This window comes from Plantactinospora sp. ZYX-F-223 (assembly GCF_039649625.1).
Taxonomy (GTDB): domain Bacteria; phylum Actinomycetota; class Actinomycetes; order Mycobacteriales; family Micromonosporaceae; genus Plantactinospora.
Genome location: NZ_JBDJAV010000012.1, coordinates 187,528 through 199,722, shown reverse-complemented (window position 1 = coordinate 199,722; position 12,195 = coordinate 187,528). Strand labels below are relative to the sequence as shown.

The following is a 12,195-nucleotide window of genomic DNA, read 5'->3' as shown; positions in this document are numbered from 1 at the left end:
ACCGCGAACGGGTCCGGCACGAACCGCTGCGCGGTCAGCTCCGGCCGGTTCAGGTAGCCCCGGGCCACCGATGGGCCGCCGACGTGGATCTCGCCGGGCACCCCGACCGGGACCAGGTTGCCGTAGCCGTCCAGCAGGTAGATCCGGGAGTCGCTCAGCGGATAGCCGATCGGGTTGCCGGATCCGGTGATGTCCTGCGGGCGCACCAGGTGATAGGTGGAGTGCACCGTCGTCTCGGTGATGCCGTACATGTTGACCAGCGCCGTCCGGTCACCGAACCGGGCCACCCAGGGCGCCAGCTCGGCCATCTCCAGCTTCTCGCCGGCGAAGACCACCGTGCGCAGCGACAGCCGGTCCAGCCAGGGGTTGCCGTCCCGGGCGAATCCGACCATGGCGCGGAACGCCGACGGGGTCTGGCTGAGCACCGTCACCCGCTCGGCGACCAGCAGCTCCAGGAACTCGTCCGGCAGCCGGGTCACCTCGCGCGGCACCACCACCAGCCGGCCGCCGTAGCCCAGTGCGCCCCAGAGTTCCCAGACGGAGACGTCGAAGGCGTACGAGTGGAACAGCGTCCACACGTCGTCGGCGGAGAAGCCGAACCGCGGATGGGTGGTGCTGAACAGCCGGAGCACGTTGGCGTGGGTCAGGCAGACCCCCTTCGGCCGCCCCGTCGACCCCGAGGTGTAGATCACGTAGATCAGGTCGTCGGGGCGGGAGACCGGCGCCGGGTTCTCCACCGGCTGCCCCGACAGGTCCTCCTGGTCGAGCACCAGCAGGTCGCCGTCGAAGAACCCGGAGACCGTCTCCACCAGCGACGCCTGCGTCACGACCACCGGGGCGCCCGCGTCACCGACCATGAAGCCGAGCCGGTCCACCGGCTGCGCCGGATCCAACGGCAGGTACGCCGCACCGGACTTCAGCACCCCGATCAGGGTCGGCACCAGGTCAATCCCCCGCTCCAGGCAGACCCCGACCAGCGAGCCGGACCCGATCCCGGAGGCGCGTAGCCGGTGCGCCAGCCGGTTCGCCCGGGCGTTCACCTCGGCGTACGTCAACGAGACGTCCTGGAAGGTCACCGCCACCGCGTCCGGGGCGAGCAGCACCCGCTCCTCGAAGACCTGGTGCAGGCAGCGGTCCGGGGTACCGGTACGGAACGGGTCGCTCCGGCCGGTGCCGATCAGCTCGTCGACCGGGTCGAGGAAGTCCACCGCGCCGAGCCGCAGCTCCGGATCGGCGGTGACCGCCTGGAGCAGCCGGACCAGGTGCCCGCCCATCCGGTCCACGGTGGAGCGGTCGAAGAGCGCGGTCGCGTACTCCAGGGCGCCGAGCATCGTGCCGTCCTCCTGGACCCGGACGAAGAGCGTCAGGTCGGTCTTGGCGATCTGCCACGCCTCGGTGAACGCGGCCAGGTCGTCGGCCCGCACCGCCCCGCCGGTCAGCCCCTCGTCGTGCAGGTCGAACGCGACCTGGAACAGCGGGGTACGGGACATGTCCCGGTCCGGCTGGAGGTCGTCGACGAGCTGCTCGAACGGCAGCGTCTGGTGCGCGAACGCGGCCCGGCAGACCTCCCGGGTCGCCTCCAGCGCCTCGCCGAACCGCATTCCCGCGGTCAGGTTCGGCCGCAGCACCAGCGAGTTGAGGAAGAACCCGACCATGTCCTCCAGCTCGGGCCGGTTGCGGCCGGCCACCGGGGTGCCGACGGCGACGTCCCAGCGGCCGGCGTACCGGGCGAGCAGCGTGCTGAACGCGGTCAGCATCGTCATGTACGGCGAGGCGCCGTACCGCCGGCCCAGGTCGCGGATGGCGGCGGCCAGCTCGGTCGGGATGGTGAACGGGGCGAGCGCGCCCTTGGGGTCGCGGCGGGCCGGGCGGGGCCGGTCGGTCGGCAGGTCCAGCGGCCCGAGCCCGTCGAGGGTCTTCCGCCAGTACGCCAGCTCGGCCGCCAGCACCTCCTCGGTCAGCCAGCCCTGCTGCCAGCTCGCGAAGTCCGGGTACTGGACCGGCTGCTCCGGCAGTTCCGGAGCACGTCCGGCAGCCGTCGCCGCGCAGAGTTCCCGCAGCTCCCGCTCCAGCACCACCGACGACCAGCCGTCGCAGGCGATGTGGTGCAGGGTGAGCAGCAGCACCGACTCGCCCGCCGGGGCACGGCCGGCGGTGGCCGGAATCCGCACCGAGGTCGGCGGGGTGGGCGTCGGCGTGCCCGGGAAGCGGACCAGCAGCGCCCGCCAGACCGGGCCGGTGGCCAGGTTGAAGCCGCGCTCGAACTCGCCCCGGAACACCGTCTCCAGGTCGGCGGAGTCGGCCTCGACCACCCGCAGCTCGACCGGCCCCGGTGCGTCGATCACCTGGCGCGGCTCGCCGTCGTCCTCGACGTAGCGGGTACGGAGGATCTCGTGCCGCCCGGCCAGCGCGTCCAACGCCCGCCGGACGGTGCTCTGCTCGACCTCGGGGCCGAGCCGGACGAAGAGCGGGGCGACCCACTCGGTGTTGCCCGGCTCCAGCCGGTCCAGGAACCAGAGCCGGCGCTGCCCGAAGGAGAGCGGCAGCGGCCCGGTCCGGGACACCGGGACCATCGGCGGTCCGTCGTCGGACGGCACCGCGATCAGCTTCGCCTGCTGCTCCACGGTGGGCGCGGCGAAGAGGCCGCGCAGCGCGACCTTGCTGCCGGAGGCCGCCCGGAGCTGGTTGGCGAGCCGGGTGAGCAGCAGGGACGAGCCGCCGAGCGAGAAGAAGTCGTCGTGCACGCCGACCCGGTCCACCTTGAGCAGTTCCGCCCAGGAGCGGGCGACCAGCCGCTCGGCGGCGGTACGCGGCGCCACGTACGGCGGGCGGCCGTCCTCGGCGGCGGCGTCCGGCGCCGGCAGCGCGGCCCGGTCCACCTTGCCGCTGCTGTTCAGCGGGAACTCCGGCAGGGCCACGAAGGCGGCCGGGATCATCGGGTCGGGCAGCCGGTCCCGCAGGAAGGTACGCAGCCGGTCGGCGGCCGGCACCCGCTCCCCGGTGACGTACCCGACGAGCCGCTTGCCGCCCTCGGCGGTCTCCACCGCCAGCACCACGGCGGCGCTGACGTCCGGGTGGGCGACCAGCGCCGACTCCACCTCGCCGGGCTCGATCCGGACCCCGTTCACCTTGACCTGGTGGTCGAGCCGCCCGATGTACTCCAGGGTGGCGTCGGCCCGCCACCGCACCAGGTCACCGGTGCGGTAGAGCCGGGACCCGGGCGGCCCGTACGGGTCGGGGACGAACTTGTCGGCGGTCAGGTCCGGCCGGCCGAGGTAGCCCCGGGCCACCCCGACCCCGCCGGCGTGCAGTTCACCGGCGACCCCGACCGGCACCGGGTCACCGTTCGGGTCGAGTACCAGCACCCGCAGGTTGGCCAGCGGCCGGCCGATCGGCACCGGGCCGGTCGGCAGCGCCGGGTCGTACGGGTGCGCCGTCACGTCGATGGCGCACTCCGTCGGCCCGTACGTGTTCCAGAGGGTGACCTTGAGCCCGTCGGTGAGCCGCCGGCACAGCTCGGCGTGCAGCGGCTCGCCGGCCGAGAAGAGCAGCCGCAGCGAGGTGCAGTCCCGCCAGCCCGGATCGTCGGCGACCAGCCGGAGCACCGACGGCACGCCCTGGAAGACGGTGACGCCGTACCGGCTGATCGCCCGGACCAGCGCCGCCGGGTCGCGCTCGGCGCCGACCGGGGCGAGCGCCACGGTGCCGCCGCTGACCAGCGGGGCGAAGAACTCCCAGCAGGCCGCGTCGAAGGTGAGCGCGGTCTTCTGCAACACCCGGTCGGCCGGGCCGAGGCCGTGCTGCCGCACCGCCCAGTCGACCCGGTTGGCGATCGCCGCGTGGCTGATCATCACGCCCTTGGGCCGGCCGGTGGAACCCGAGGTGTAGATCGCGTAGGCGAGATCGTCCCCGGTCGCCGGGTTGACCGGCGCCTCGTCGGGCAGCCCGGCCAGCTCGGCCGAGATGTCGTCGAGGCGGACCACCCGGGCGCCGGTGCCGGCCACCAGGTCGGCGTGGGCCGAGCCGGTCAGCACGATCCCGGCGCCGGTGTCGGTCAGCACCCAGGTCGCCCAGTCCCGCGGGTGGTCCGGAGTCAGCGGTACGTAGCCGGCACCCGCCTTCCAGACGCCGAGCAGCGCGACGACCAGGTCCACGTCGCGGGGCAGGCAGACCCCGACCAGTGTGTCGGGCCCGGCACCGAGGCCGCGCAGGTACCGGGCCAGCCGGTTGGCCCGGCGGTCCAGTTCGGCGTACGTCACCTCGACGTCGCCGGCCAGCACGGCGACCGCGTCGGGCGTGGCCGCCACCTGGCGGGCGACCAGCGCCGGCAGGATGTTGGCGGACCCGGCGACGGTCGCCGGCCCGCGGGAGTCGCCGACCAGGTCAGTCCGGCTTCGATCGGGGTTCATGGGTGGCTCTCCTCACCTCGTTGCGGGGGCGGTCAGCTCTGCGCCGCCGCCATCCGCTGGCGCAGGCTCAGCGGGCGCATGTCGGTCCAGACCTCGCCGATCCGGGCGAGGCAGTCGGCACGCGGGCCCTCGGTGCCCTCGGCGTGCCAACCCGCCGGCAGATCCCGGTCGGCGGGCCAGATGGAGTACTGCTCCTCGTCGTTGCGGACCACCCGGTACACCCGGTCGTCGGTCTGCTCGTCAGCCATCGGAACTCCTTGTGGTTGGTCGAGGCTCCGGCCGGGGCCGGATCACCTGGGATTCGCGGTGCCGCTCGGAACGGGCGGGGTCACCTGGGGTTCGCGGTGCCACGCGGTGCCACCCGTGGCGGGCAGGAAGTCGTCGACGCGGATGCCGAGGCCCCGCTCGACGGCGGCGGCCCGGACGAACTCCGCGAGGGCGATGTCCAGGGCGCCGAGGCCGAACGGCGAGAAGACCACCGTCCGGTCGGGATCGCGGCGGAAGCCGCCGGTGCCGCGCAGGATCTGGCCGATCGGCGCGTCGATGAAGTCCCGGTGCCCCACCTGCTGCTCGGTGAGATGCAGCGAGGTCCGCTCCCGGCACACGTGGTCGGCGTCGTCGACCACATTCTGGCTGGCCAGGATCGTCTCCGGGGTCAGGTCGCGCAGCGAGACGTGCAGCACGAGGGTGCCGGGCCGGGCCGGGCCGAGGTCGAGGTGCGGCTCGGCCGCCGTGGTGGCGATCGAGACCAGGTCATGCGCCGCGACGGCCCGGCCGGCGTCGGCGGCCAGCGTGACGTGCAGGGTCGGCGAGAGGTCGGCGCAGTTGCGGGCGAACGCGGCCGCCCGGGTGCAGTCGTTGTCGAAGAGGGTCACCTCGGTCAGCGTCGGCAGCGCGGCGAGCAGGAAGCGCAGTACCTCCAGGTTGATCACGCCGCAGCCGATCAGGGCCACCCCGCTCGGGCCCGGCTCGCGGACCAGCAGCCGGGCGGCGAGCGCGGCACTGGCCGCGGTCCGCTTGGCCGAGATCACCGAGCCTTCGAGCAGCGCCGTCGGCTGCCCGGTCTCCAGGTCGTTGATCACGATGCTGGCGCTGGCCCGGGCCAGCCCGGTGGTGATGTTCCCCGGCCAGGAGGCGATCCACTTCATCCCGGCGGCCGGCGAGTTCCCGCCGACATACGCGGGCAGCCCGATGATCCGGTTGCGGGGCTGGTCGGGTAAGCGGAGGAAGATCGAGTGCGGCACCGCGGTGGCACCCTCGTCGTGCAACTTGTACGCCTCGCCGACCAGCTCGATCAACGCGAGTTCGCGCTCGGCCAGGACCTGTTGCACGTCGTCATGTCGAAGGATCAGCATCAGGCCTGATCACCACCGGCAGCTTCCTTCCAGAGGTGCGAAACCTCACCGAAGCGGCTCCGTACCCAGTCATCGGAATAGATCGTGTCGAGGTAGCGGTCGCCACCGTCGGGGAAGATGAGCACGCATTTCGCGTCCTCAGGAATGCTCCGGCTGCGCCGCTCCAGGGCCGCGACGGTGGCCCCGGAGGATCCGCCGGCCAGGATCGCCTCCCGAGCGGTGAGCCGGCGGCAGGCGGCGACGCACTCGAGGTCGGTCACGTGGATGACCTCGTCGGCGGCGTCCGGGTCGAAGAGCCCCGGCCGCAGCGACGCGCCGTGCCCGGGAAGCAGCCGCTCGATCGGCTGCTGCCCGTCGAAGATCATGCTGCCGACCGCGTCGACCGCGACGATCTTCGTGTTCAACCCGTGCTCGCGGACGTAGTCCGCACAGCCGCGCAGGGTGCCGCAGGAGCTGACCGCGCAGAACAGGTAGTCGACGGAACCGTCGAGCGCCTCGACGATCTCGCCCATGGTCTGCCGGTGCGCGATCGGGTTGAGCGGGTTCGCGTACTGGTTGGGCCAGAACGCGTGCGGGGTGTTCGACACCAGTTCGCGGACCCGGCGTACCCGCACCGGCAGGTACTCGCCGCTGTCCGGGTCGGGCCGGTTCACCACCTCGACCGACGCCTGGTACGCCCGCAGTATCGCGATGTTCTGTTCGGTCGTCTTGGCGTCCACCACGCAGACGAACCGGAGCCCGAAATACCGGCAGATCTGGGCGAGCCCGACCGCGAGATTTCCCGAGCTGGACTCGACCACCACCGACCGGCCCGGCTGGAGCTCGCCGCTGCGGATTTTCTCCAGCAGCATGCTCAGCGCGGTCCGATCCTTGACGCTGCCGCCGGGATTGAACCGCTCCAGCTTCGCGAACACCTTAATTCGTGAATCGGGTATCAGGCGTTCGAGTTCCACCAGAGGCGTGTTCCCGACGGCCGCGAGGATGCCCTTGAGCGCATGCGGTGAACCTTTTTCAACCTCCCCTTGAGGTTGGTCGTGGCCGCCGGTGAAGGCCGGCGTGCAGGCGCCGTGCTCTCCAGGTCGTAAAAGGTCCATTGGCACGGCTTTCCCTTCGCGGGTCAGTTACGTTCCCGGGAAACGTCACCGCCAGGTGCCGTTCCCACGGTTGGCGCCGGCCTGCTTTCTCGGCTCCTTGTCATCCTGCGACCCGCGGCTATACCAGCCCCATATCGAAACTATCTTCGAAAACGAGCCGGGCTCCGCCGCCCCGAAAGTCGGGGACGGCGGAGCCCGGTGGGTCCGATGTGGGCGGTTATTCGCGTACGCCGGCCAGCTCCACCGCGCCGGACCGGAACGCGAGGCGGACCGGCACCACGGCACCGAGTACGGCCAGTCCGGCGCTGATCACCGTGATCAAGGCGACCGTGCCCCACGGCACGCTGACCGGGGTGGCCCCGACGAGCTGCCCCAGGGCGAGCCGCAGCCCGGCCAGGTTCACCGCCGACGCCCCCACCGCGAGCAGTACGCCGACCCCGGCCACCAGCAGCGACTCGGCGGCGAAGACCCGGAGCACCTGTGGTGGGGTGGCCCCGGCCAGCCGCAGGATCGCCAGGTCCCGGAGCCGGTCCGAGGTCGCCATCACCAGCGTGTTGACGATGGCGATGAAGCAGAAGACGATCGCGATGCCGAGTACCAGCACCATACCCAGCGTGCTTGCCTGGCTGTTCTCGCTGCTCTCCTCGCCGAGCCAGTCCTCGGCCGGGATCGCCCGGGCACCCAGCCCGGCCGTGGCGCTGCCCAGGGCGGCCTGGACGGTCGCCGGGTCGGTCCCCTCGCGCAGCGAGACGTAGATCCGGCGGGCCAGGCCGGTGAACGCGTACTTGGCGGTGCCGGCGTACTTCGTGCTCAGGTAGGCGACGTCGTTGCTGCCCGAGGTGGTGTTGAGCACCGCCACCACGCGCAGCGGCACCGTGCTGCCGTCGGCCATGAAGACCTCGACGGTCTCGCCGACCCCGACCCCCCAGTCGTCGTTGACGATGATGGTGTCGTCGCGCAGGTCGGCCGGGTTGCCCTCGTCGACCGGCAGGGTCAGGGTGCCCGACAGCGCCGCCGGGTCGACGGCCAGCGCCTCGTAGTCGGCCAGCCGGGCGTCGTCCCGGGTGTACACCATGGTCGGCAGCGCGGCGACCACGTCGATGCCGGGGATCGCCCGGACCCGCTCGGTGACCGCCTCGTTGACCCCGGGCGTGCCGTCCGGGGTGACCACGAAGTCGGCGGTCACCTGGTTGCGCCGGCCGCTGTCCTTGGCCCGGTCGATGGTGGCGGCCGCACCGAGCAGCGAGATGGAGAGCCCGACGGTGAGCAGCACCGGCGCGGCGGTGGCCGCGGTACGCCGGACCGCGGTCAGCGCGCTCTCCCGGACCAGCATCCCGGCGGCGCCGCCGAGCCGGCCGAGCGGCCAGGTGATCAACCGGGCGATCGGCTTGACCACCACCGGGGCGAGCAGCGCGAAGGCGAGGATCGGCAACATCAGCACCCCGATGTACCGGGTCGGCACCATCACCATGCCCGGGTTCACCACCGCCACCCAGCCGATGGTGACCAGACCGAAGGCCAGCGCCATCAGCCCGTAGAGCCACCGGCCGGAGGTCATGGTGCGGGAGTCCACGGCGGCGTCCCGGAGCGCCTCGATCGGGCGTACGTCGCCGGCCCGGCGGGACGCCGCCCAGACCCCGGCCAGCGCCACCCCCAGCCCCACACAGAAGGCGATCAGCAGCGGTACCCAGACCGCCGGCCCGGTGGAGAACTCGACGGTGAACCACGGCGGGGCGAGCCCCAGGTCGACCATGCCGTCGGCCAGCAACGGTGCGGCGCCCAGCCCGAGCGCGCAGCCGGCGACCGCCGAGGTGAGCCCGACCACGAACGCCTCGGCCAGCACCATCCGGCGTACCTGCCGGGGCGTGGCACCGACCGTGCGGAGCAGGGCGATCTCCCGGCGCCGCTGGGCGACCGCGAAGGCGAAGGTCGAGGCGACCAGGAAGATCGAGACGAAGCCGGCGACCACGGCGGTGATCGGCAGCAGCGTCTGGGTGTTGTCGATCGCCTCCCGGTCGGCGTTGTAGCTCGGGTCCAGCACGTTGCGCCGGTCTCCGGTGAGCACCTCGGCGTCGCCGCCGACGGCCTGCCGCACCGCCTCCGGCGCCCCGTAGGAGACCAGCGCCTCGACCCGGGGCGAGAGCCGGGCCGCCTCGGCCTCGGTGAAGAAGACCGCGGACTCGAAGTCGGCCGGCGCCGTCACCCCGGCGACCGTGTAGTCGCGCGGCCCGCCGGTGCTGAAGACGGTGACCCGCTCGCCCGGTCCGGCACCGCCGGTCGGCACCACGACCTCGTTGTCGGACTGCGGCGGCCGGCCGGCGGCCAGCGCGTACGGGGCGAACTCGGCGCTGGACCAGCCGTGCCCGACCTGATCGTCGGGGCCGCCGGAGAGCTGGGCGTAGAAGCTGCGCACCGGGACGGTGCGCCCCAGCGCCTCGACCTCGGCGGCCAGCGCGTCGGAGATGCCCCGGGCCTGGATCAGCGATCGGCTGCCCGGGTCGTGCCGAGCCGGATCCCACTCCGGGTCGAGCGCGGCGACCACCACCGGGGCGGCGGCGAACCGCTGCGGCGCCCGCTCGGGCAGCCCCAGGGTGGCGCCGATCTCCAGCCCCATCGCGGCGATCATGCCGGCGCCCAGGGTCAGCGCGACGAACGTACCGACGAAGGCGGCCCAGCGCACCCGCAGCGTCTGCAACGCGATGCTCAGCACGCGCCGACCTCCATGCGCGTCATCCGGGCGGCGATCGCCTCCGCCGTCGGGTTGACCAGCTCACCGGCGAGCGCACCGTCGGCGAGGAAGACCACCCGGTCCGCGTTGGCGGCGGTCACCGGGTCGTGCGTCACCATCACGATGGTCTGCCCGTGCCGGTCGACCAGGCCGCGCAGCAGCGCCAGCACCTCCCGGCTGGTGCTGGTGTCCAGCGCACCGGTCGGCTCGTCCGCGAAGAGCACCGCCGGCTTCGTCACCAGGGCACGGGCGATCGCGACCCGCTGCTGCTGGCCGCCGGAGAGCTGCGCCGGCCGGTGCCCGCCCCGGTTGCCGAGCCCCACCTCGGCGAGTACCTCCGCCACCTCGGACCGGCTCGGCTTGCGGCCGGCCAGCCGCAGCGGCAGCGCCACGTTCTGCTCGGCGGTCAGCGATGGCAGCAGGTTGAATGCCTGGAAGACGAAGCCGATCTTGTCTCGCCGGAGCAGGGTCAGCGCGGTCTCGCTCAACCCGGTCAGGTCGGTGCCGCCGATCACCACCCGGCCGCCGGTCGGCCGGTCCAGCCCCGCCGCGCACTGCAACAGGGTCGACTTGCCCGAGCCGGACGGCCCCATGATCGCGGTGAAGCTTCCGGCCCGGAGATCGAGCGACACGTCTCTCAGGGCGGCCACCGCGTTCTGACCCGAACCGTACGTCTTGCTCAGCGACTCCAGCCGCACAGCCTGCTCCATAGCGAGCATCCAATCACTGATCGTTAGATCGACACATGAGATACCACCCTGAGAACCCCCGGACCGGCGACCCTGAGGTGTCCCGGGTTTCGGGCGGTTCACTCGGTTACCGCCCGGGCGAGACTCCGCCGGTACCCAACGCGAGCAGTTGTTCCAGTTGTGCGCTGTCGACAAGGGAGACCCGGTCGATCCGGCGCGTCGGGTCGGCGGTGGCCGCCTCCAGCAGCCGGCGGTAGTGCCCGGTAAGCCGCTCTATGGTCGCACCGTCGAACAAATCCGTGTTGTACCGGAAGGCACCGGTGAATGAATCCTCCGCCTGGCGCAGCTCCACGTTGAGGTCGAACTGCCCCTCAAGCTGCGGTACGTCGAACGCGGCCAACCGCAGCCCGGCGTAGGAGATCTCCGGGCCCACCACGGCGCCCTCCGGCACCAGCGGCAGCGGGGGGTCGAGCCGGTCCGCCGCCACCATCGTGAAGGCGATCCGGAACAGCGGCGACCGGCTGGTGCCCCGGGCCCCACCGAGCATCCGGTCCAGCAGCGGGAACGGGTACCCGACGTGGCCCAGCCCGGAGAGGAGTTCCCGGTGTGCCGCCGCCACCGCATCGGCGAAGGTGGCCCCGGAGGCGAACGACGAACGCAACACCAGGGTGTTGACCAGATAGCCGACCACGTCCCGCAGCCCCCGGCCGTGCCGGGTCGCCACCGGGCAGCCGAGCGCGAAGTCGTCCTGGCCGCCGTACCGGAACAGGGTGGCCTGGAAGACCCCGAGCAGGAACGCGAACGGGGTCACCCCGGCCGCCGAGGCCGCCGCCCGGACCCGGACCGCCAGTTCGTCGGGGAGCCGCAGGTGGTGGGTCGCCCCGTCGAAGGTCTGCCGCTCGGGCCGGGGCCGGTCGACCGGGATCGCCCCAGCCGACACCCCGGTGCAGCGGTTCCGCCAGTACCGTTCCAGCCGGTCCCGCCGGGGCGAGTCGAGTAATACCCGCTCCGCCTCGACGTAGTCCAGGAAGCTGGCGGTCAGCGGCGCCCAGTCCGGGGCGCCGCCGGCCGCGATCCCCCGGTAGCCGGCCAGCAGGTCGCGCAGCAGCAGCCACTGCGAGGTGGCGTCGCTGATGACGTGGTGGGTGACCAGCACCAGGGCGGCGTCGTCGGGCGCGCGGCGCAGCAGCACCACCCGGAAGACGTCTCCGGCGCCGAGCCGGAACGGCACCTCGCCGACCGACCGGGCCAGCCCCAGCAGCGCCTCGTCGGTGCGGCCGGGAACGTCCCGGATCTCCAGCCACCGGGAGCCGCCCGCTGCCGCGGCACCGGGCGGCGGGACGAACTGCCGGGGCACCCCGTCGACCTCGGCGAAGGCCGCGCCGAGCATGGGATGCCGGGCCACCAGCGCGTGGACCGCCCGGCCCAGCGCCGCGACGTCCAGCGCGGTCCGGACCCGGACGGCGAGCGTGATGTTGTACGCCGGGCTCTCCGGCGCGAGCTGGTAGAGGAACCAGAGCGCCTCCTGCCCGACCGAGAGTGGATGGCCGGGGCCGGACAGCGTTCCGTCCGGCCCGGCCGGCGGCTGGCCCGACCCGGCCGGCGACCCGCCCGGGCGGATGCCCTGCACGGTCATCCCCGCGTGCCCAGCAGGCCGTGCAGGTGGTTGGCGAGGGCGTTCACGCTCGGGTGGTCCCAGGCCATCGTGGGCTCCACCTCGAGGTCGAACCGCTCCTCCACATCCCCGCTCAGGGTCATCGCGTACACCGAGTCGAGGCCGATCTCGACCAGCGGCGCGTCGGCGTCGATCTCCTCGGCCGGCCGTTGCAGGTAGAAGGCGATCCGGCCGACCAGCCAGCTACGGATGGCGTCGACGGACGTGTCTTGGATGGTTCCGGACATGGTGCACTCCTTAGGCGT

General features: G+C 72.8%; 8 protein-coding genes. All 8 read right to left on the bottom strand.

Features of this window, described 5'->3' with window-relative positions; genetic code table 11:
* The coding region (locus AAH979_RS14900) for an amino acid adenylation domain-containing protein (RefSeq protein ID WP_346258678.1) at nucleotides 1-4,409 on the bottom strand (4,409 nt) is incomplete at its 3' end.
* A gap of 32 nt (nucleotides 4,410-4,441) precedes the next feature.
* Nucleotides 4,442-4,657 (bottom strand): MbtH family NRPS accessory protein, encoded by a 216-nt coding sequence (locus AAH979_RS14895; protein ID WP_101365415.1) that lies wholly within the window; start codon nucleotides 4,655-4,657, stop codon nucleotides 4,442-4,444.
* A gap of 42 nt (nucleotides 4,658-4,699) precedes the next feature.
* Nucleotides 4,700-5,764 (bottom strand): 2,3-diaminopropionate biosynthesis protein SbnB, encoded by a 1,065-nt coding sequence (sbnB, locus tag AAH979_RS14890; RefSeq protein WP_346258677.1) that lies wholly within the window; start codon nucleotides 5,762-5,764, stop codon nucleotides 4,700-4,702.
* A complete protein-coding gene (sbnA, locus tag AAH979_RS14885; RefSeq protein WP_346258690.1) occupies nucleotides 5,764-6,747 on the bottom strand; it encodes a 2,3-diaminopropionate biosynthesis protein SbnA in 984 nt (327 codons plus the stop codon). Before sbnA ends, sbnB begins: the two co-directional genes overlap by 1 nt.
* Nucleotides 6,748-7,075: 328 nt before the next feature.
* Nucleotides 7,076-9,568 carry an FtsX-like permease family protein gene (locus AAH979_RS14880; RefSeq protein WP_346258676.1) on the bottom strand — a complete coding sequence of 831 codons (2,493 nt, stop codon included), beginning with the start codon at nucleotides 9,566-9,568 and terminating at the stop codon, nucleotides 7,076-7,078.
* Nucleotides 9,562-10,296 (bottom strand): ABC transporter ATP-binding protein, encoded by a 735-nt coding sequence (locus tag AAH979_RS14875; protein ID WP_346258675.1) that lies wholly within the window; start codon nucleotides 10,294-10,296, stop codon nucleotides 9,562-9,564. Before AAH979_RS14875 ends, AAH979_RS14880 begins: the two co-directional genes overlap by 7 nt.
* Nucleotides 10,297-10,402: 106 nt before the next feature.
* Nucleotides 10,403-11,911 (bottom strand): condensation domain-containing protein, encoded by a 1,509-nt coding sequence (locus AAH979_RS14870; RefSeq protein WP_346258674.1) that lies wholly within the window; start codon nucleotides 11,909-11,911, stop codon nucleotides 10,403-10,405.
* Entirely contained in the window at nucleotides 11,908-12,177 is a 270-nt protein-coding gene (locus AAH979_RS14865) for an acyl carrier protein (RefSeq protein ID WP_346258673.1), read from the bottom strand. Before AAH979_RS14865 ends, AAH979_RS14870 begins: the two co-directional genes overlap by 4 nt.
* Nucleotides 12,178-12,195: the final 18 nt, after the last annotated feature.